Below are 21836 nucleotides of genomic sequence, written 5' to 3' on the forward strand. Positions count from 1 at the left end.
ACACCTCTTTTTATCTGAAAATAATGACAAATTTATAGGGAAGTTGTAAACTGAAGAGGTATTCATTTTGAACCGGAAAAAGACAGGGGGGGCTAAGCATGACGGCGATTCATCGAATGGAGATTCCTGTTCCATTTGCAGTTGAGACAGTGAATGTGTTTTTAGTTGAGGGAGAAACATTAACGTTAATTGATACAGGGACAAATACAGAAGAAGCAAAGAAGGCACTAGAAAGTCAATTAGGTGCATTAGGGTATAAGATAGAAGATATTGAAACGGTAGTGATTACGCATCACCATGCGGATCATTGCGGACTTTTAAATACATTTTCTGAAAAAGTAAAGATTATCGGACATCCTTGGAATGAACCTTGGATTACACAGAATGCTGAATTTTTAAAGAGGTATCATGAATTTTTTAAAGAGACAGCCTTGCAGTTCGGCGTTCCAGCAGCATTTCTGAATGATGAGGCGTTATTGACGACGAAGACACTTAAATATTCTTGTAATAGATCGTTAACACATACCGTGAGAGAGGGAGATCGTATAGATTCGTTACCTGGATTTACAGTGATTGAAACCCCGGGTCATGCTTCCACTCATATTTCATTATATAGAGAATCTGATGGAATATTAATTGGTGGGGATGCTCTCATTAGTCACATTTCTTCAAATCCAATATTAGAACCACCATATGAAGGGCAAACAGAAAGAGCGCGTCCTTTATTGCAGTACAATCAAACGTTAAAACGTTTAAGTGAAATGAATATTTCACGTATTTTATCAGGGCATGGGGAAGATGTTCTGAATATGAAACAACTTATTGAAACAAGATTACAAAAGCAAGAGACACGTGCGTTTAAAGTGCTTGAACTATTAAAGGAAAAGCCAATGACAGCATTTGAAGTATGTGTAAAACTATTTCCGGTATTATATAAAGAGCAATTGCCACTTACTATCTCAGAAACTGTTGGACAATTAGACTTTTTAGCATATAATCAACAAGTGATGATTGATGAATCTTCACAACAATTGATTTATTATGCAAAGTAGGTGACAGCAATGACGGGACGTTTACAAGAAAAAGTAATCGTCATTACAGGTGCTTCTAGTGGAATTGGAGAGCAAGTTGCAATGCAGGTTGCAGAGCAAGGGGCGACTCCGGTATTAATGGCTCGAACAGAAGAGAAGCTACAAGCATTAGCAGACAAAATTAAAGAAACTTATAATACGCCTTGCTATTACTATGTATTAGATGTAAGTGAAGAAACGAAAGTACAATCTGTTTTTTCAAAGGTATTACAAGAAGTAGGACGTATTGATATATTGGTAAATAATGCTGGGTTTGGTATTTTTAAAACGTTTGAAGATGCGTCAATGGATGAAGTAAAGGATATGTTTCAAGTAAATGTATTTGGATTAGTAGCTTGTACGAAAGCGGTATTACCTTATATGGTAAAAAGGAACGAAGGACAAATTATTAATATTGCTTCATTGGCTGGAAAAATTGCAACTCCGAAGTCGAGTGCTTATGCAGCAACAAAACACGCTGTATTAGGATTTACGAATAGTTTGCGTATGGAGTTATCTAACACAAATGTGTATGTAACAGCAATTAACCCAGGACCGATAGATACGAACTTTTTTGAAATAGCCGATCAATCAGGTACATATGTGAAAAATATGGGACGTTACATGTTAAAACCAACATATGTAGCAGAACAAATCGTAAAGGTGATGCAAACGAAAAAACGTGAAGTAAACTTGCCGAAGTGGATGGGAATGGGGCCAAAGCTCTACGCATTATTCCCAGGTTTATTTGAACGCGTTGCAGGCAAATCATTAAGTAAAAAATAGGAGATTTCCATATGGAAATCTCCTATTTTTTATTTTCCAGTCACATAATCGTAAACGATATCCTCAACAGCCTCGTATACATCAATTTCAGTATTTAAATGAATTATCATTTGAATATGTTTAATTAGCATTTCCTGATCCTCTTTTGAAACAGGATTACATTGATATTGCCGAAAACTTTTTATAATCATTTTCTCAATTAATTTTTCATTCATGTTTTTTCCCGCCTGTATGTATACATGTATTGTTTTATTGTACTTGAAGTGAAATGAAAATACTACTATGCACTATTTTTGCATAAAAATCCACTTGTATATATTGCTTTTATAGTGAGATTAATATTTTGAAGTTTTTTAAAATTATAAATATTTAATTGACTTTATAATTATGCAACATTATAATCAAACTTAATTTAAAGAATAGATATGAGGAGGAGCTTATGAAAGTCGCAATTATTGGAGCAACTGGATATGGAGGTATTGAGTTAATTCGGTTATTAGAGCAACATCCATATTTTTCGATAGCATCTCTCCATTCTTTTTCACAAGTTGGTGAATTTATAACAAATGTATACCCGCATTTTCGAAATGTTCTTGTCCATACGTTACAAGAAATTGATGCGGAGAAAATAGAGAAGGAAGCTGAAATTGTATTTTTAGCAACCCCAGCGGGAGTATCGGCAGAGTTAACACCAAAATTATTGGCAGTAGGTTTAAAAGTAATTGACCTATCTGGTGACTTTCGTATGATAGATCCTTCGTCATATGAAATGTGGTATAAACGGCCAGCTGCAGAAGCAAAAATCCTTAGGAAAGCAGTATATGGATTAAGTGAATGGAAAAGGTCTGAGATTCAAAATGCAAATTTAATTGCAAACCCAGGATGTTTTGCAACAGCCGTATTATTAGCGATAGCGCCGTTAGTACGTAGCGGAATGATTGAAGAAGATTCGATTATCATTGATGCAAAGTCAGGTGTATCTGGAGCAGGAAAAACTCCAACAACAATGACTCATTTTCCAGAGCTATATGATAACCTTCACATTTATAAAGTAAATCAGCATCAGCACGTTCCAGAGATTGAGCAAATGCTTGTAGAGTGGAATGATAAAGCGAAGCCAATCACATTTAGTACACATTTAATACCGATATCAAGAGGGATTATGGTTACACTCTATGCGAAAGTAAAACAAGAAATCAAAATGCAGCAACTTCAAACGTTGTATGAAGAAACGTATCACAACTCAGCTTTCGTTCGAATTCGTTCTCAAGGGGAATTTCCGAGTCCGAAAGAAGTAAGAGGCTCAAATTATTGTGATATTGGGATGGCTTACGATGAAAGAACAGAAAGAATTACAGTAGTTTCTGTGATAGACAATATGATGAAAGGCGCAGCAGGGCAAGCAGTTCAAAATGCAAATTTATTAGCGGGACTAGAAGAGACAACGGGTTTACAGCATATGCCGCTTTATCCATAAGGGGGAAATTATGATTAAAACATCGTCTATTACAAAATTAGCAAATGGTTCAATTGTTACGCCGAAAGGCTTTTCGGCAATCGGTACTGCAAATGGTCTGAAAAAGGTGAAAAAGGATGTGGGTGCAATCGTTTGTGAGGTGCCAGCATCATGTGCCGCTGTGTATACAACAAATCAAATACAAGCAGCACCGTTGCAAGTAACGAAGGATAGCATAGCAGCAGAAGGGAAATTACAAGCAATTGTTGTAAATAGCGGAAATGCAAATGCTTGTACGGGCATGAAAGGATTGCAAGATGCTTATGAGATGCGAACATTAGGAGCGGAACACTTTGGAGTAAAAGAAAAGTACGTCGCAGTCGCTTCAACAGGTGTAATTGGAGTACCTTTACCGATGGATATCATTCGAAAGGGAATTGAATCTCTTGTGCCAACAAAGGAAGTAAGTGAAGCTCATTCTTTTTGTGAAGCAATTTTAACGACAGACCTTATAACGAAAGAAACTTGCTATGAGATGATAATTGATGGGGAAGCAGTGACAATTGCTGGGGTCGCAAAAGGTTCAGGGATGATCAAACCGAATATGGCAACGATGCTTAGTTTTATTACAACAGACGCAAATATAGAGCATGAAGTATTGCAAACAGCACTATCACAAATTACGAATCATACGTTTAATCAAATTACGGTGGACGGAGATACTTCTACAAATGATATGGTCATCGTTATGGCAAGTGGATTATCAAAAACGAAAACGATGAATATGGAACATGAAGACTGGGAGACTTTCGTATTTGCTTTACAAAAGGTATGTGAAGATTTAGCGAAAAAAATTGCACAAGATGGTGAAGGTGCTACGAAGTTAATAGAAGTAAACGTGTTAGGGGCTAGAACAAATGAAGAAGCAAAGAAAATTGCAAAACAAATAGTCGGTTCAAGTCTTGTGAAAACAGCGATATACGGTGAGGATCCAAATTGGGGACGAATTATTAGTAGTATTGGACAGAGTGAAGTAACTATTAACCCAAACACAATTGATATCACTCTTCAATCTATCGCCGTATTAAAAAATAGTGAGCCTCAAATGTTTTCCGAAGAGGAAATGAAAAAGAAATTACAAGAACATGAAATAAAAATTGATGCGTGTTTACATTTAGGAGATGAAACGGGATCAGCTTGGGGCTGTGATTTAAGTTATGAATATGTGAAAATAAATGCTTGTTATCGTACATAAGGAGAGAGAAGATGAGTGATTATATTGTAGTTAAATGTGGCGGTAGCATGTTGAATCGATTAAATAGTGTGTTTTTTGATTGCATAAAGAAATTGCAAAATAAGTATAAGGTTGTTATTGTCCATGGCGGTGGCCCAGAAATTGATGCCAAGTTAGAAGACTCTAATATCAAGATAGAAAAGAAAGATGGATTACGAGTAACGCCGAAAGAGGTTATGGATGTTGTTCAAATGGTGCTATGCGGAAGTACGAATAAAAAAATCGTAATGAATTTACAAAAACATAATTTACTTGCGGTGGGGCTTTCAGGATGTGACGGTAATTTACTTCAAGTTCAACCTGTTGGTGAAGAGATAGGATATGTAGGAGAAGTAAGTTATGTAGAAACAGCCTTATTAAAAGGGTTGATAGATATGAATTATATTCCTGTTATTGCTCCAATCGGGATAAATGGTAATGAAGTTTATAACATTAATGCAGATACTGCTGCAGCTGGAATTGCATATGCACTATCCGCAAAAGAACTCATTTTTATAACGGACGTAGATGGAGTATTACATGAAGGAAGATTGGTAGAGAAAATGGATGAATATGAAATTCTTACTTTTATAGAACAAGGTGTCATTACAGGCGGGATGATTCCGAAAGTACAGGCGGCACTTACATCGTTAAAAATGGGAGTGAAAAAGGTTAGTATCGTAAATGGTACAAAGGATTTTGCCGAGGTCACAGGAAAGTGTGTTGGAACCACGGTAACGAAAGGAGTGAGTATCATATGACAAGTCATCTTTTTCAAACGTATGGCAGGAGAACCATTGAGTTTGTAAAGGGGAATGGAACAACAGTCATTGATAAAAATGGTACGCAATACTTAGATTTTACGTCGGGGATTGGCGTATGTAACTTAGGACATTGTCATCCTACTGTTGTAAAGGCAGTAGAAAAGCAACTTAGAAACATATGGCATATATCTAATTTGTTTACGAACTCCTTACAAGAAGAGGTCGCATCGTTATTAACAGAAGATACAGCATTAGATTATGTGTTTTTTTGTAATAGCGGGGCGGAGGCAAATGAAGCGGCTTTAAAGCTAGCACGTAAGCATACTGGAAAATCTCTCGTCGTAACATGTGAACAATCTTTTCACGGGAGAACATTTGGAACGATGAGTGCAACAGGGCAAGATAAAGTGAAAGAAGGATTCGGTCCATTACTTCCGTCTTTTTTACATACACCATTTAACGATATACAAGCATTAGAGGAAGTAATGAATGAAGAAGTTGCGGCGGTAATGGTAGAAGTTGTTCAAGGAGAAGGAGGAGTAATATTAGCGGATCCATCCTTTTTGAAGGAAATTGAAAAACTATGTAATCAGTACAATGCTCTTTTTATTATAGATGAAGTACAAACTGGAATAGGCAGAACAGGAACACTATTCGCTTATGAACAAATGGGAATAGGTCCTGATATCGTTACCATCGCAAAGGCGCTTGGGAATGGTATTCCAGTTGGAGCGATGATTGGCCGGAAAGAACTAGGTTCTTCTTTTAATGCAGGGTCACACGGTTCAACTTTCGGTGGGAATTATATCGCTATGACTGCAGCGAAAGAAGTATTGCAATTCATTAAGGAACAATCGTTTTTAAAAGAAGTACAGGAAAAGGGTGAGTATGTATTAAAGAAATTGCAAGAAGAATTACGACACGTTGAATGTGTTCAAAATATTCGTGGTAAGGGATTTATGATTGGAATCGAATGTAAGCATGAGGTTGCAAATTTCATAGAACAATTAGAAAAAGCAGGACTTCTCGTATTACAAGCAGGGCCTAATGTTATAAGACTATTACCACCACTTATTGTAACGAATGAAGAGCTAGAACAGGCAGTATATATGATAAAAGAAGTGGTTTGTACAAAAAATGCATCAATAATATAAGGGGGAAATTTCATGTCAACTGTACAAGTACCGAAATTAAATACGAAAGATCTTTTAACGTTAGAAGAATTGACGCAAGAAGAAATCATTTCTTTAATTGAGTTCGCTATATATTTAAAAAAGAACAAGCAGGAGCCTTTATTACAAGGGAAAATATTAGGTCTCATTTTTGATAAACATTCAACTCGTACTCGCGTTTCTTTTGAAGCAGGAATGGTACAGCTCGGAGGACATGGAATGTTTTTAAGTGGAAAAGAGATGCAAATTGGCAGAGGAGAAACGGTGTCAGATACTGCGAAAGTACTATCTTATTATATTGATGGAATTATGATACGTACATTCTCGCATGCTGATGTAGAAGAGCTTGCAAAAGAGTCCAGTATCCCAGTTATTAACGGTTTAACTGATGATCATCACCCTTGCCAAGCATTGGCAGATTTAATGACGATATATGAAGAAGTTCATACGTTTAAAGGAATTAAATTAGCTTACGTAGGTGATGGGAATAATGTATGTCATTCACTATTGCTAGCAAGTGCAAAAGTCGGAATGAATATGACTGTTGCGACTCCCGTAGGGTATGAACCGAATGAAGAAATTGTTAAAAAAGCGTTAGCGATTGCAGATGAAACAGGGGCTGAAATTGAGATTTTGCATAATCCTGAATTAGCGGTCAGTGGAGCGGATTTTATTTATACTGACGTTTGGATGAGTATGGGCCAAGAAGGAGAAGCAGAGAAATATACTTTATTCCAGCCTTTCCAAGTAAATAAAGAGCTTGTTATACATGCAAAGCAAACATATCGTTTCCTGCACTGTTTGCCTGCTCATCGTGAAGAAGAAGTAACTGGAGAGATTATAGATGGGCCACAGTCTATCGTTTTTGAGCAAGCTGGTAACAGGTTGCACGCGCAAAAAGCGTTATTGGTGAGTTTGTTTAAAAATATAGAGGAGCCTTCCTAAAAGGAAGGTTTTTTTATGTTGAAATGTCTGATGTATATTTAGTTAATTATCTCTATATCATTTATAATAAAAAGAGAAAACTAATTTTATTTTTCATATCATGTAAGGACATACTAGATAAAAAAATATAGTTAAAGAGATGATGAATTTGAAAACAACTAAGAAAACATATTCGTTTTTTCAGCGAATGTGGAGAATATTAAAGTTTCAATATTTTAAGTTGCTTCGATCGCCAGAAGGAGCAAAGAAAGTGTCGTTAGGTTTTGCTATTGGATTTGGTTTAGAAATGTTGGTGATTTATACGGCATCGCTCGTATATTTAATATTTTATCCAATTGTCAGGTTAGCAAAGGGATCTTTTCCAGCCGCAGTCATTGGTAATATTATTGGGAAAATATCGTTTCTCCCAGTATTTTTATTTCCGTTTGCTTATGCATTAGGGAAAATGATTTATCCATTTCATGTACAGAAAATACATCATGAACCATTTACGATATCAGATTTGTTTTCGAGCCATATTTTTACGATGTTAAAGAGCTTATTACAGAGTGAAGTATATGTATTAATTGGTATGACGATAATAGGAATTGTGTTTGGGATAATTTCATATTTCGTTGTACATTATTTATATGAAAAGAATCGTAAGTTACGTTTGAAGAAAAGAAAGAAACAAGTGAGAGAACCACTTGTACAAATATAAAGAATGTCACATTCATTTTCTCCTTTGAATATGTTTAAGAAAAAGGGGGAGAGAATGAATGTATTATTACTACTACGTACCTCAAGTATATCCGTATACAAATTATTATGCTGTAAATGATATGAGGCAGCAATTCGGAGTGTATCCACAGCAACAAATACAGCAAATGCAACAGCCTCAGCAGCAACCTGTTCAAGAACAAAAGCCGTATTTAATGACATGGCCGTATTCAAATGTATACTATGGTAATTATTACGAATCATAAAGCTGCTTCTATTTAGAAGCAGCTTTATGCGTTTGTTTTCAAAATTAAATTTTGAATGGTTTTAAGAGAATAAATGAGCTTTTCACGCTCTTCCTCAGATAATGTTTGAAAATTTTCTTTTAGTTTGTCTAAAATGAATTGCTGATACTGACTTACTAACAATTTCCCTTCAGTTGTTAGGGAAATTAAAATGACCCGTCGATCTTTTTCGCTATAATGACGCTCTATTAGTTCTTCTTGAATAAGTTTGTTTAATAGAGGGGTCATGTTAGGCCGTGAAATCGCTAGCCGCTTGCCAATTTCTGAAACTGCTAATGTACCATTTTCATGCAAAAGCAGTAACACTTGCGTATGTGATGGCGGCATATGTCTTTGAGAAGAAAACTCTCCAGGAAGCATAAATTTGCGATAAAAAAGAGGCACTAGCGAAAGAAGATGATCAACAATACGTTCCCACTCGCGTGATTCCATATAATGGCCCCCTTCCACTATCATTGTAACAAAAAAGACAAGGTATAAAAATAGAATTGTTTCATGATAGCCTTAATATTTGTAGGGTAACACTTGCTTTGTAAATGTATTGGCAATAATCTCATAACCGTTATCATTTGGGTGTACTTGGTCAAATAGTAACTCTTTTTTATCATTCGATATTAATTTGCGAATTGGTAAAACAATCGACGGTTGATGTGCTTTTGAAATAGAATAAATAGAATCATTCCAACCGTCTAAAAACATATCTGCATAACTTGCGATGGAGTCATCTAGTTGTAAAGGGTTATAGAGTTCAGAGAGAATGAGTAAAGCATTCGGATTTTGATCTCGAACGGTCTTTACAATATTTTTTACATCCGTTTCAAAACGGGCTTTTTCTTTATTTAACATTTTAATACCATCTATAACACCTACATCACGATTTAAGCGGAATAAATTATTTCCTCCAATACTAATAGTAATGATATTTGCTTCCCTAATTTTTTGTTGAACTTCTTCTGACTGGACTTTCTTAACGAGACGATCTGTAGTGAGACCATTTACACCGAGGTTTTCTACCGTAATTGGTTTATGAATTTGTCCTTCTAATTGTCTAGAAGCTAATTCGGCAAATCCCCCTTGTGTAGATCCATATCCTTTTGCAAATGAATCACCTAATACGAGGTGATAAAAAGAGTCATTCGTTTGCTTATCAATCCAACTCGGAGCAGATGTTGTTTCTGCTTTTCCTTCAGTTTCTTTTTGTTCTGTCTCATCGTTCTTTTCAAAATTAGAACAAGAAATGATTAGAAGGAGGAGACAAACAATTGTTAAGATGACTTTTTTCATAAATTCATCCTCCTTGTAATTGGTAATTGTATCATATTCAGCAGTATAAGCAATGTAAGGGCATATTATATGTTTATGAAAACTTTACAGAAAATTTGTTGAAGTTTGTCAAAAAATATTGACGATACGAAAGAACTTTATATATGATAATGTCAGATAAGGTGAAATTATTGTTAGTGGAGCATGATTTCCTACTAATGATGTATCTTAACCAATCGGGCGTTAAAGAGCAGTGGAACTTTTTGTTTACCTATTTCTTTGAGGGAGCAGTCTGTTGTTCGTTAACGTGGGATAAAGTGAAAAGCATCGCTCTAATAGAAGAAAAAAGGTATGTGGTTAGGGACTGATAGAGATGCACTTCATTATTTTGGGGTAATTATATAAGGGGGATTTTTTTGTGAAAAAGTCAAAAAAAATGCTAGCTGGAGCAACTCTTGCTATTGGTGTAATAGCGCCACAAGTGCTGCCAACAACAGCTCATGCGGATGAGAATACTGGGGAGAGTACAGTTAACTTGCGAATTCTAGAAACATCAGATATTCACGTTAACTTAATGAATTACGATTATTATCAAACGAAAACAGATAATAAAGTAGGTCTCGTGCAAACTGCAACACTTGTTAATAAAGCGCGTGAAGAAGCGAAGAACTCTGTCCTATTTGATGATGGGGATGCATTACAAGGGACACCGCTTGGAGATTATGTAGCGAATAAAATAAATGATCCGAAGAAGCCTGTGGATCCTAGTTATACACATCCATTATATCGTGTAATGAATTTAATGAAGTATGACGTCATCTCTCTTGGGAATCATGAATTTAACTATGGATTAGATTATTTAAACAAAGTGATTGAAAAAACGAAATTCCCGGTTATTAACTCGAATGTCTATAAAGTTGACCATGATGATAAGGAAGAGAACGATGAAAATTATTTTAAACCATATCATATTTTAAAGAAAGAAGTAGTGGATGAAGCAGGCCAAAAACAAATAGTGAAAATTGGTGTAATGGGATTTGTTCCACCACAAATTATGAACTGGGATAAAGCGAACTTAGAAGGAAAAGTAAAGGCGAAAGACATCGTCGCGACAGCAAAAATAATGGTGAAAAAAATGCAAGATGAGGGTGTAGATATTATCATTGCATTAGCTCATTCGGGCGTCGATAAGAGCGAATATAAAGAAGCGAATAAAATGGAAAATGCATCATATCATTTAGCAACAAAAGTTCCTGGCGTAGATGCAGTATTAATGGGACATTCACATACTGAAGTGACGGATATATTTAATGGTGTTCCAGTTGTAATGCCTGGTGTTTTTGGTAGTAACTTAGGTATTATTGATATGCAATTGAAAAAGGTAAACGGAAAATGGGAAGTACAAAAAGATCAATCTAAGCCACAACTTCGCCCGATTGCTAATAGTAAAGGTACCCCATTAGTAGAATCTGATCAAAAATTAGTTAATGAAATTAAAGATGATCATCAAGCGACAATTGATTATGTGAATACAGCTGTAGGAAAAACGACAGCGCCAATTAATAGTTATTTTTCATTAGTACAAGATGATCCTTCTGTACAACTTGTGACAAATGCACAAAAATGGTATGTAGAAAAGCTATTCGCTGAAAATGAAAAATATAATGACTATAAAAAGCTTCCAGTTTTATCTGCAGGAGCACCATTTAAAGCAGGTGGCCGAAACGGTGCTACATATTATACGGATATTCCAGCAGGGACGTTAGCAATTAAAAACGTAGCGGATTTATATGTATATCCAAATACGTTATATGCTGTAAAAGTAAACGGGGCACAAGTAAAAGAATGGCTTGAAATGTCTGCTGGTCAGTTTAATAAAATTGATCCAGCGAAAACAGAAGAGCAGCCACTAGTAAATATAGGTTATCCTACATATAATTTTGATATTTTAGATGGTCTAAAATACGAAATTGACGTGACGCAACCAGCGAAATACGATAAAGATGGTAAAGTTGTAAATGAAAATACGAATCGTATTGTAAATATGACGTATGAAGGTAAGCCTGTAGCTGACAATCAAGAGTTCATCGTAGCTACAAATAACTATCGTGGAAGTAGCCAAACGTTCCCTGGTGTAAGTAAAGGGGAAGTTGTATACCAATCACAAGATGAAACACGTCAAATCATTGTGAAATATATGCAAGAAACACCAATTATTGATCCAGCAGCAGATCAAAATTGGACGTTTAAGCCGATTGTTGCAGATAAATTAAATACAACATTTGATTCTTCACCAAATGCACAAAATCATATAAAGAAAGATGGAAAGATATCATATGTTGGACCATCTGAAAATGAATTCGCTAAATATGCAATTGATATAACGAAGAAGAACGACGGTGATAAGGAAACTGGTGGAGAGAATCCAACGACACCGCCAACAGGTGATGGCAATAATGGAGAGAATCCAACGACACCACCAACAGGTGATGGCAATAATGGGGAGAATCCAACGGCACCGCCAACAGATGAAGGTAATAATGGAAATGAACCAAAACAAGATGGAAACAACGCAGGATCTGGACAAACTACAACGGATAATCAAGATACAAAAGAAACAACAACAACTGTAAGTGAAAATAAAGAAGCTGAAAAAGATGAGCGTGATTTACCGAAAACAGGTGCGAGTGTTGCTTCTACAATTGGAGCTGGTCTGGCGTTTGTTGGAGCGGGATTACTTATGTTATTTAGAAGAAAGAAAGCAAATAGATAGTAAAGTATTGTAAAAAAAGGATTACCGTAATCGGTAATCCTTTTTTTACGTATATATTATGAAGCTGGTACTGTTTTTTCTTTCTTCCATGAAAGACCAATCCCAGTGAAACCAACAATAATTGTTAAGACTGGACAAGCTAAACAGAAGATTGCGTATGGAACATAATCTAAGGTTGGCACGCTAAGGACGTTTGTTAAGAATACGCCGCTTACACCCCATGGTACCAGTGGATTAATAACGGTACCTGCATCTTCTAATACGCGTGATAAATTACGACGTTCTAAACCGACTTCATCGTATTTGTTAGCGAATGCTTGTCCTGTTAAAACGATTGATAAGTATTGTTCGCCAAGTAAGAAGTTTACACCAATTGCAGTGAAAGCGGTAGAGACGATTAAGCGTGTACTATTTTTTACGAAGCTAGAGATGATATTCATCAGCTGCGTGATAATGCCCATTCCTTGTAGTAAACCACCCATACAAAGAGCGAGGAAAATAAGAGCAATTGACATCATCATACTTTGTAAACCACCGCGAGATAATAAGCTATCAATATCTTTTATACCAGTTTTAGAAACGTAACCGTCTTGCATAATTTTCATTAAATCAGCTAAAGAAGTACTAGGTTTAAAAATAAAGAGAATGATGATCCCTACTACGATTCCTGCAAGTAATGTTGGAACTGCGGGTACTTTCTTAAATGCGAATAGGAACAGTAATAAAATCGGAATAAGTGTAACGATAGAAATCGTTGCATTTTTTTCTAACGTACTAATAAAGTTTGTGAAATCAACGTCGCCTCTAGTGCCGCTTCCTAAAATGAAAAATGCGATAAAAGCAATAATGAAAGCAGGGACTGTTGTCCAAAGCATGTTGCGAATATGTTCAAATAAATCTACACCAGTTACAGCTGGAGCTAAGTTTGTTGTATCAGATAAAGGAGACATTTTATCCCCAAAGAATGCACCAGAAATAATTGCACCAGCAATAAGAGCTGGATCGTATCCGAGAGCACTACCCATTCCCATAAAGGCAAGCCCTACTGTTGCTGCAGTTGTAAATGCACTACCGATACTCGTTCCAACAATTGCACAAACAACAAAAACGGTAGGAACGAAAATTTTTGGAGATACAAGTTGGAATCCGTATACCATTAAAGTTGGAATTGTTCCAGCTGCGATCCAAACACTAATTAATACTCCTACAAGTAAGAAAATAAAAATAGATGGAATACCAGCTGAAATACTACTTATCATCCCTTTTTCCATAGTAGACCAAGAGATTTTTTTCATAAATCCAAACGCTAATAAAATAACGATGCCGAATAAAATTGGGATATGTGGTGAAACTTCTAATTGAATAACGCTAAAGCCAATACAGAAAAAAATAAAAATTGTTAAAAGAACAGATTCAATTTTTGAAATCATTATTTTCCCCTCCTAAGTAATCTAAAATAGCCTTTTTTATATGAAATTCGCCAATATTGTATATTTCCTTCTAAAATTTAGAATTTTTTGACAAAATACCGGTAATTGTCAACATCTCAATATGATACGGAAATGATTGGATAAAAAAACGCCCCTGCATATAATTATGCAGGGACGAAGAAATCGCGGTACCACCCTAGCTTGTGAAAGGAATGTATCACAAAATAAAGGGTCATATGATATGCGCTAATAAAATAAAAACGCCCCTGCAATATATGCAGGGACGAAAAATTCGCGGTACCACCCTAAATTGTGAAACAGTGTCGTTTCACCACTCTTTAGACATAACGGTCTAAACCGTCTTTCACTACTCCTCACGTTTCGTAAAAGAAGCTCCAGGGGGTAATTCATAAATCGCTCTGTACTGGTTCGCACCGACCACCAGCTCTCTGAAATCAGAAAACGAAATACTACTAAATCCTATCAACGCCGATTCATATGATGTTAGTTAAATTTTTATCATATATTCATCATACATGTCAATAAAAATGTTTAATATTTTTTTAGGGAAATAAAGGAGAAATGTTTTTAATACTGTAAAAATGTGCGTTATAATGAATTTGAAAGGGGAGGAAAGAGTGAAGAAAAAAATAATTCTTTTTACCACCTTACTAGTCGTTGGCGGAAGTGCTGGAATTTACACAGCTTTTGCAGCTGAATCAGGGCAGTCGAAACAAAAGCAAATACAGCAGTCAGAAGTGAAGAAAGTGAAAGAAACTGAAGAGAAGAAATCGATGGAAAAATCAGCTGTAAAACTAGGGGTTTCTACTGAAGGGAAAACAAAAGAAGAGATTACGAAAGAAGTAGATACCGCTAGGTTTGAGCAGCGCCATGATTTATTAATTGAGCATGCTAAGCAGCTTGGAATTGATACAGAAGGAAAAAAAGATGAAGAGATTATTTTAGAAATTGGAAAGATACAACATGGAAAGTAGGACAACTTATCGTATGATAAGTTGTTCTTTTTTAAGAACTATTTGATTTGAAAATAATTGACAGTCATTTGTTTTTAATGTTAACTATATCTATAAACAAGTTGACATTAGGGGTGACAATTGTGGCTGTTAATAGTAACACGAGTGAAAAATCGTCTTATACATATGAAGAATTATCGAAGAAGACTAAAGATTACGTATGGCACCCATTTACACAAATGAAAGACTATTTAGAAGAAGATCCTGTCATTATTGAACGTGGAGAGGGAAGAAAGCTATACGACGTAAATGGAAATGAATATTGGGACGGTGTTTCGTCTATTTGGTTAAATGTTCATGGGCATCAAGTACCGGAACTGGATGAGGCAATTCGTGAGCAATTAAATAAAATTGCTCATTCTACTATGTTAGGACTTGCTAACGTTCCATCTATTTTATTAGCAGAAAAAATAATTGATGTTGTACCAGAAGGCTTGAAGAAAGTATTTTATTCAGACTCTGGTTCTACCGCTGTTGAAATTGCAATTAAGATGGCTTTTCAATATTGGCAGCATAAAGGAAAACCGAGAAAACAAAGATTTGTTACATTAAAAGAAGCATATCACGGTGATACAATAGGTGCTGTTTCAGTAGGAGCAATAGACTTGTTTCACCAAGTGTATAGTTCACTATTATTTGAGGCAATTAAAATGCCGTATCCATATACATATCGTTCTCCTTATGGAGATAATAAGGAACAAATTGTAAAGAAACATTTAGAAGAAATGGAAGAATTGCTGCAAGAAAAACATGAAGAAGTAGCAGCTATCATTGTGGAGCCATTAATGCAAGGTGCTGGCGGGATGATTACAATGCCAAAAGGATACTTAAAAGGGCTTCGCGATTTATGTACAAAATACAATGTATTATTTATTACAGATGAGGTAGCGACTGGATTTGGGCGTACTGGGAAAATGTTTGCATGTGAACATGAGGATGTGACGCCAGACATTTTAACTGGGGGAAAAGGCTTAACCGGTGGTTATTTACCGGTGGCAATTACGGTAACGACAGATGAAATTTATAATGCCTTTTTAGGAGACTATGAAGAACAAAAAACATTTTTCCATGGTCATAGTTATACAGGGAATCCGTTAGGGTGTGCCGTAGCAATTGCAAATTTAGAACTATATGAAAAAACTAATTTAATAGAAGATGTTGCGCATAAAACAGAATATGTAGCAACAAAATTAGAAGCCCTTAATGAATATAAGCACGTAGGAGATATTCGTCAGTGTGGGCTAATGGTTGGTATTGAACTTGTGAAAAATAAGGAAACGAAAGAATCGTTTGAATGGACAGAAAGAGTCGGTGTTCAAGTGTGTAAACGCTCAAGGGAGTTAGGCATGATTTTACGTCCGCTTGGTAACACCATTGTATTTATGCCTCCTCTTGCGTCTACAATGGCTGAAATCGATGAGATGTTACGCATTTTATATAAAGCAATCTCGGATATTACGGAGGAAGAGTAATGAGTGGTTTCTTTATAACAGCAACGGATACAGAAGTTGGAAAAACGGTAGTGACAGGAGCGTTGGCAGGTATATTTCGAGAGCGTGGATATAATGTTGGTGTATATAAACCGTTGCAAAGTGGACATGTTGCATCAAATCCTGAGGGAGATGCAGCAAGATTAAAAGCATTATCGGGTGTACCGACAAAAGAAGATAAAATTTGTCCTTATTCCATTGAAGAACCACTTGCTCCGAGACTGGCTATGAAAAGAGCTGGAAGGACAGTGACGTTAAAAGAAATTACTGATCACTATAATGAACTACTAAAAGAGTTTAATAGCCTATTTGTAGAAGGGGCTGGTGGGCTTGCCGTCCCGTATACAGAAGATGCTTTAGTAATTGATTTTGCAAAAGAATTAGAGCTTCCTCTTATTGTAGTAGCACGTCCTACACTTGGGACAGTTAATCATACTGTTTTAACAATTTCTTATGCAAAAGCACATGGTTTAACAGTAGCAGGTGTAATTTTATCTGTTTGTAAAGAATGTGAAAAGGAAAGAGTGCAAGAAAATAAAGTAATGATTGAGGAGTTAAGTGGAGTGCCAGTTTTAGGTTTATTACCATTCCTTGAAGGGGAATTTACTAAGGAAGAATTATTAGAATCGGCAAAAGAGCATATTATGATTTCAAAATTAGAGGAGCTCATCCAAAATGAATCAAACGTGGCGCGCGCATCTTCAATCTAAAGTAGAACAATTAAAGGAGCAAGGGCAGTATCGTAATTTACATATAACAGAGCGATCCGAAGAGACATGGCTTATTCGAAGTAAGAAAAGGATGCTAAATCTAGCATCGAATAATTATTTAGGATTAGCTGGAGATGAAAGGTTGAAAGAAGCTGCTATTGCCTGTACAAGAAAATATGGAACTGGATCGACAGCATCTCGTCTCGTTGTAGGAAATTATCCACTGTATGAAGAAGTTGAGAGAAGTATATGCGATTGGAAAGGCACTGAAAAAGCCTTGATTGTAAATAGTGGATATACCGCGAATGTTGGGGCGATTTCTTCGTTAGTTGGTCGCCACGATATTGTTTTTAGTGACAAATTAAATCATGCGAGTATCGTTGATGGAATTATATTAAGCGGAGCAGAGCATAAAAGATATCGTCATAATGATTTGGATCATTTAGAGAAGATGTTGAAAATAGCGTCACCAGAAAAGAGGAAATTAATCGTAACAGATACGGTTTTTAGTATGGATGGAGATACTGCATATTTGAGAGGTTTAGTTCAGCTTAAAGAGAAATACGGGGCAATCATTATAGTTGATGAAGCACATGCAAGTGGAATATATGGAATCGGTGGAGCGGGATTATCTCATATAGAAAAAGATATTGCTCAAAAAATTGATATACATATGGGGACGTTTAGTAAGGCTCTAGGGTGTTATGGTGCGTATTTAACGGGTGATTCCATTTATATAGAGTATTTACAAAATATGATGAGAAGCTTTATTTTTACTACATCTTTACCACCAGGAACATTAGGGGCGATACGAAAAGCAATTGAAATTGTGAAAGAAGATAACGAAAGAAGAGAGCGACTTATAGAGAATGGTGCATATTTCAGGGCGCATTTACAAGAAGCTGGTTTTGATATTGGGAATAGCTCAACTCATATTGTACCGATTGTAGTCGGTTCAAATGAAAATGCTTTACGGTTTAGTGAAAGATTACAAGAGGTAGGTATTGCAGCAATTGCAATTCGTCCACCAACTGTTCCGGTTGGCAGTTCCCGAGTCCGTTTTGCAGTTACGTCACAACATACAATAGCTGATTTAAAATGGGCTATTCAGCATATTATACGCATTGGTAAAGAAGAGGGGTTTTTAGTATGAAAGAGCTAAAGATTATTTTTATTCCTGGGTGGGGAATGGAAGAAGGTGTTTGGACTTTAGTTCTGCCGTATTTTAAAGGATATTCTGTTCAATGTGTAGAGTGGCGTAACGTGAAAGAACAAAGTGAATTTACGGGGCGAATAATAGATGTAGCGCAGGATGAAAATGTAATTTTAGTTGGATGGTCACTAGGAGCATTAGCAGCAGTACAAGCTTATAAAAAGATTAAGGCGAAAGGTATGGTACTAATTGGTGGTACCACTAAATTTACCAATACAAGTGACTATACAAGTGGATGGAATTCCTTACATGTAGAACGTATGAAAAAGAATTTAACGAGAAAGAAAGAAGATACTTTGAAGCGTTTCTATGAAAATATGTTTACAAAAAATGAGCTGAAGGAGAATACGAGTTTTGAAGAGATTGCGCTGAATTTTAAAGGAGACTCGATTCAGTCTTTACAATTAGGCTTAGATTATTTAATAGAAACAGATATGAGAAACGAATTAACGGATGTCAAAGTTCCGTTGTTACTTCTTCATGGAGAGCAGGATGTAATATGTCCATTATCCGCAGCTCATAGTATGACAGAGAATAGGAATGCTAAGCTAAAAGTAGTAAGCGAGGCTGGGCATGCATTATGTGTAACGAATTTTGAATATTGTGCAAATGAAATTATTCAATTTGTAGAGGGGATACGACATGATCAACAAAACGTTACTGCAAAAACGGTTTAACGGGGCGGCTGTATCCTACGATCAATATGCAAATGTACAAAAAAAGATGGCACATTCGTTACTTTCTACATTGAAGGAACGATATAGTGAAACATCATCGATACGTATTTTAGAACTTGGATGTGGAACAGGATATGTAACAGAGCAATTATCAAATTTATTTCCGAAAGCGCATATTACAGCCGTTGATTTTGCTAATGAGATGATTGCAGTCGCGAAAACTAGAAATAATGTGGAAAATGTGATGTTTCGATGTGAAGATATTGAACAATTAAAATTAGAAGATTCATATGATGTCATTATTTCAAATGCGACATTTCAATGGCTTAATGATTTAAAAGCGACAGTGAAAAATTTATTTAACTATTTGTCTGAAGAGGGAATGTTATTATTTTCAACGTTTGGTAATACGACTTTCCAAGAATTGCATATGTCTTTCCAACGCGCTAAGAAAGAAAAGGGGATACACAATTGTACTTCAATTGGACAACGATTCGTTTCGAAAGAACAGTTAGTGAACGTATGCAAAAATCCATTAGGAGATGTACATGTTTCTGAAACATGTTACATAGAAAACTTTACAGAAGTTAGGGAGTTTCTACATTCTATTCGAAAAGTAGGAGCGACCAATAGTAATGAAGAGTCTTATTGTCAAAGTCCTTCACTCTTTCGTAAGATGCTTCGTATATACGAAAGAGACTTCACGGAAAAAGAAGGGATAGTAGCAACATATCATGCTTTATTTACGTATATAACAAAAGAGGGGAAGAGATGAAATGAAACAAGTACAAACAAAAAGGGATTGGAAAAAACTTGCATACGACGTAGTAGAAGAGAAAATGATTACGAAAGAAGATGCAATTGCAATATTAGAAGCTGATGATACAGAGGTTTTAGAAATTATGAATGCAGCTTACATCATTCGCCATCATCATTTTGGTAAGAAAGTAAAGTTGAACATGATTATAAATACGAAATCTGGATTATGTCCTGAAGATTGCGGGTACTGTTCACAGTCTATTATTTCAGAAGCACCGATTGATAAGTATGCATGGTTAACACAAGAGAAAATTGTTGAAGGAGCGCACGAAGCAATTCGTCGTAAAGCAGGTACATATTGTATTGTTGCATCTGGTCGTCGTCCGACGGATAAAGAAGTAAATCACGTTATTGGAGCAGTTAAGGAAATTCGTGAAACGACAGATTTGAAAATTTGCTGTTGTTTAGGATTTTTAAATGAAGATCAAGCAGGTCAGTTAGCAGAAGCTGGTGTGCATCGTTATAACCACAATTTAAATACGCATGCCAACAATTATGATAGCATTTGTTCAACGCATACGTATGACGATCGTGTTGATACAGTCCAAAAAGCGAAGCAAGCCGGTATTTCTCCATGCTCTGGAGCAATTTTCGGAATGGGAGAAACGATTGAACAGCGCGCTGAAATTGCCTTTGAATTACAACGTTTAGATGCGGATTCTATTCCGTGTAATTTCCTTGTTGCTGTAAAGGGTACTCCGCTGGAAGGACAAAAAGAATTAACACCTGTAGAATGTTTAAAAGTGCTGGCGATGATGCGTTTTGTAAATCCAACAAAAGAAATTCGTATTTCAGGCGGTCGAGAACTTAATTTACGTTCTGTACAGCCACTTGGTTTATTTGCAGCAAACTCTATCTTTGTCGGGGACTATTTAACAACAGCTGGACAAGAGCCGACTGCGGACTGGGGTATGATTGAAGATTTAGGATTTGAGATTGAAGAATGTGCGCTATAAGATAGATGAAAAGCAAACTCTTTAAAGGGTTTGCTTTTTTTTGTAAATAAAATGTAATAAAAGTCCATTAACGCTTGATAGTAGTCGCTTTTGGACGAGAAAAATAATTTTGTGGACGAATTTTCCAAGCTCTAATTGTACATAGTAAAAATGTAATTTATATCGGGTTGGAGGATTTTACATGTACAAATACATATTAGCCATTATGACTTGTCTGATTTTAATAAAAGCGATAAGTGCTGATCCAGTTAAGGCGGCTGAAAATCCTGAACAAAAAGAAATGCAACAAAGAATTGAACAGCATTTTCGAACGAAAGCTGAACATTTTGGACTTGAAACAGAAGGAAAAGATTTAAAAGAAGTAAGGAAGGAAATTTCTATTATAGAAGAAGCGAAAAAGAGAGAAAATGTGTGGAGAACAGCACAAACTCTTCGTATAAAAACAGAAGGGAAAACGATGGATGAATTAATAGAAGATGTACGAAAAAAGGTGAAAAAATAAAAAAAAGAGGCCGCAGCCTCTTTTTTTAAGCCCATTGTTTTGATAAATGAGCCATTTCGATCGCAGCAACTGCTGATTCATATCCTTTATTACCAGCTTTTGTACCTGCACGTTCAATCGCTTGTTCAATTGTTTCTGTCGTTAATACACCGAAAATAACTGGAATGTCCGTTTGTAGTGATAAAGACGCAACACCTTTTGCTACTTCATTACAAACGTAATCGTAATGTGTTGTAGCGCCGCGAATTACTGTACCTAATGTAATAACAGCATCATATTTTCCGCTATTTGCCATCTTTTTAGCGATTAAAGGAATTTCAAATGCACCAGGAACCCATGCAACATCAATATCATTCTCTTCTACACCGTGACGCTTTAATCCATCTAAAGCTCCGCCAAGTAACTTACTTGTAATAAACTCATTAAAACGCCCAACAACAACCCCAACTTTTAATCCTGTACCAACTAAATGACCTTCGAATACCATAATGTATCTCTC

23 protein-coding genes and 1 other annotated feature are annotated in these 21836 nt (G+C 35.9%); of the genes, 18 read left to right on the forward strand and 5 right to left on the reverse strand.

All coding sequences use genetic code 11. The features are described from left to right. The first annotated feature begins 98 nt into the window (after positions 1-98). Both ACE38F_RS08275 and ACE38F_RS08280 read left to right on the forward strand, forming a co-directional pair. Entirely contained in the window at positions 99-1052 is a 954-nt protein-coding gene (locus ACE38F_RS08275; protein WP_215554119.1) for an MBL fold metallo-hydrolase, read from the forward strand. A gap of 9 nt (positions 1053-1061) precedes the next feature. Beyond that, positions 1062-1856: an SDR family oxidoreductase gene (locus tag ACE38F_RS08280; RefSeq protein ID WP_215554118.1), complete on the forward strand. Its 795-nt coding sequence runs from the start codon at positions 1062-1064 to the stop codon at positions 1854-1856. A gap of 29 nt (positions 1857-1885) precedes the next feature. Here the strand turns inward: ACE38F_RS08280 and ACE38F_RS08285 are convergent, their stop codons facing one another. Further along, on the reverse strand, positions 1886-2071 hold the full coding sequence (locus ACE38F_RS08285) for a YqzH family protein (RefSeq protein WP_215554117.1): 186 nt from the start codon (positions 2069-2071) through the stop codon (positions 1886-1888). A gap of 224 nt (positions 2072-2295) precedes the next feature. Between ACE38F_RS08285 and argC the strand changes: the two genes are divergently transcribed. The 7 genes from argC to ACE38F_RS08320 all read left to right on the forward strand — a co-directional run bounded on the left by argC (position 2296) and on the right by ACE38F_RS08320 (position 8431). Next, positions 2296-3333, forward strand: coding sequence for an N-acetyl-gamma-glutamyl-phosphate reductase (gene argC / locus ACE38F_RS08290; RefSeq protein ID WP_215554116.1), 1038 nt, complete (start codon positions 2296-2298; stop codon positions 3331-3333). Between the two features lie 10 nt (positions 3334-3343). Continuing rightward, on the forward strand, positions 3344-4567 hold the full coding sequence (argJ, locus tag ACE38F_RS08295; protein WP_375369494.1) for a bifunctional glutamate N-acetyltransferase/amino-acid acetyltransferase ArgJ: 1224 nt from the start codon (positions 3344-3346) through the stop codon (positions 4565-4567). An 11-nt stretch (positions 4568-4578) separates the two neighbouring features. After that, entirely contained in the window at positions 4579-5346 is a 768-nt protein-coding gene (argB, locus tag ACE38F_RS08300; RefSeq protein ID WP_375369493.1) for an acetylglutamate kinase, read from the forward strand. Beyond that, positions 5343-6503 carry an acetylornithine transaminase gene (locus tag ACE38F_RS08305; RefSeq protein WP_215554113.1) on the forward strand — a complete coding sequence of 387 codons (1161 nt, stop codon included), beginning with the start codon at positions 5343-5345 and terminating at the stop codon, positions 6501-6503. The genes argB and ACE38F_RS08305 overlap by 4 nt, the downstream gene beginning before the upstream one ends. Positions 6504-6515: 12 nt before the next feature. Further along, the gene (gene argF / locus ACE38F_RS08310; protein ID WP_375369492.1) at positions 6516-7466 is read left to right on the forward strand and encodes an ornithine carbamoyltransferase; all 951 of its coding nucleotides are present in this window, start codon (positions 6516-6518) and stop codon (positions 7464-7466) included. Positions 7467-7614: 148 nt separating this feature from the next. After that, a complete protein-coding gene (locus ACE38F_RS08315) occupies positions 7615-8166 on the forward strand; it encodes a DUF2062 domain-containing protein (RefSeq protein WP_375369491.1) in 552 nt (183 codons plus the stop codon). A 58-nt stretch (positions 8167-8224) separates the two neighbouring features. Then, the gene (locus ACE38F_RS08320; RefSeq protein ID WP_215554111.1) at positions 8225-8431 is read left to right on the forward strand and encodes a hypothetical protein; all 207 of its coding nucleotides are present in this window, start codon (positions 8225-8227) and stop codon (positions 8429-8431) included. Positions 8432-8455: 24 nt separating this feature from the next. On the opposite strand, the gene ACE38F_RS08325 is transcribed toward ACE38F_RS08320, so the two are convergent. Then, positions 8456-8902: a MarR family winged helix-turn-helix transcriptional regulator gene (locus ACE38F_RS08325; RefSeq protein ID WP_098776594.1), complete on the reverse strand. Its 447-nt coding sequence runs from the start codon at positions 8900-8902 to the stop codon at positions 8456-8458. Positions 8903-8974: 72 nt separating this feature from the next. Next, positions 8975-9754 carry a GDSL-type esterase/lipase family protein gene (locus ACE38F_RS08330; RefSeq protein ID WP_375369490.1) on the reverse strand — a complete coding sequence of 260 codons (780 nt, stop codon included), beginning with the start codon at positions 9752-9754 and terminating at the stop codon, positions 8975-8977. Positions 9755-10151: 397 nt separating this feature from the next. On the opposite strand from ACE38F_RS08330, the gene cpdB reads away from it, so the two are divergent. After that, complete coding sequence (gene cpdB, locus ACE38F_RS08335) at positions 10152-12506, forward strand: bifunctional 2',3'-cyclic-nucleotide 2'-phosphodiesterase/3'-nucleotidase (RefSeq protein WP_375369489.1); 2355 nt, start codon at positions 10152-10154, stop codon at positions 12504-12506. A gap of 56 nt (positions 12507-12562) precedes the next feature. Here cpdB and nhaC read toward each other — a convergent pair whose 3' ends face one another. Continuing rightward, the gene (nhaC, locus tag ACE38F_RS08340) at positions 12563-13936 is read right to left on the reverse strand and encodes a Na+/H+ antiporter NhaC (RefSeq protein WP_375369488.1); all 1374 of its coding nucleotides are present in this window, start codon (positions 13934-13936) and stop codon (positions 12563-12565) included. A gap of 276 nt (positions 13937-14212) precedes the next feature. Continuing rightward, positions 14213-14432, reverse strand: a binding site (T-box leader). Between the two features lie 142 nt (positions 14433-14574). Between nhaC and ACE38F_RS08345 the strand changes: the two genes are divergently transcribed. From ACE38F_RS08345 to ACE38F_RS08380, 8 genes are all read left to right on the forward strand, one after another. Next, complete coding sequence (locus ACE38F_RS08345; protein ID WP_215554106.1) at positions 14575-14931, forward strand: hypothetical protein; 357 nt, start codon at positions 14575-14577, stop codon at positions 14929-14931. Positions 14932-15008: 77 nt separating this feature from the next. Continuing rightward, complete coding sequence (bioA, locus tag ACE38F_RS08350; protein WP_215556631.1) at positions 15009-16442, forward strand: adenosylmethionine--8-amino-7-oxononanoate transaminase; 1434 nt, start codon at positions 15009-15011, stop codon at positions 16440-16442. Beyond that, entirely contained in the window at positions 16442-17170 is a 729-nt protein-coding gene (gene bioD, locus ACE38F_RS08355; RefSeq protein ID WP_375369487.1) for a dethiobiotin synthase, read from the forward strand. Before bioA ends, bioD begins: the two co-directional genes overlap by 1 nt. After that, a complete protein-coding gene (gene bioF / locus ACE38F_RS08360; protein ID WP_215554104.1) occupies positions 17136-18323 on the forward strand; it encodes an 8-amino-7-oxononanoate synthase in 1188 nt (395 codons plus the stop codon). Before bioD ends, bioF begins: the two co-directional genes overlap by 35 nt. Beyond that, complete coding sequence (locus tag ACE38F_RS08365; RefSeq protein WP_215554103.1) at positions 18320-19060, forward strand: alpha/beta fold hydrolase; 741 nt, start codon at positions 18320-18322, stop codon at positions 19058-19060. The genes bioF and ACE38F_RS08365 overlap by 4 nt, the downstream gene beginning before the upstream one ends. Continuing rightward, positions 19026-19835, forward strand: coding sequence for a malonyl-ACP O-methyltransferase BioC (gene bioC / locus ACE38F_RS08370; protein ID WP_375369486.1), 810 nt, complete (start codon positions 19026-19028; stop codon positions 19833-19835). Before ACE38F_RS08365 ends, bioC begins: the two co-directional genes overlap by 35 nt. A 1-nt stretch (position 19836) precedes the next feature. Then, on the forward strand, positions 19837-20835 hold the full coding sequence (gene bioB, locus ACE38F_RS08375) for a biotin synthase (protein ID WP_000815853.1): 999 nt from the start codon (positions 19837-19839) through the stop codon (positions 20833-20835). Positions 20836-21016: 181 nt separating this feature from the next. Then, the gene (locus ACE38F_RS08380; RefSeq protein WP_002145881.1) at positions 21017-21337 is read left to right on the forward strand and encodes a hypothetical protein; all 321 of its coding nucleotides are present in this window, start codon (positions 21017-21019) and stop codon (positions 21335-21337) included. 25 nt (positions 21338-21362) lie between these two features. Here the strand turns inward: ACE38F_RS08380 and ribH are convergent, their stop codons facing one another. After that, on the reverse strand, positions 21363-21824 hold the full coding sequence (gene ribH, locus ACE38F_RS08385) for a 6,7-dimethyl-8-ribityllumazine synthase (protein ID WP_000230892.1): 462 nt from the start codon (positions 21822-21824) through the stop codon (positions 21363-21365). Between the last annotated feature and the right edge of the window lie 12 nt (positions 21825-21836).

This window comes from Bacillus altaicus, assembly GCF_042136375.2.
GTDB classification, from domain to species: Bacteria; Bacillota; Bacilli; order Bacillales; family Bacillaceae_G; genus Bacillus_A; species Bacillus_A cereus_U.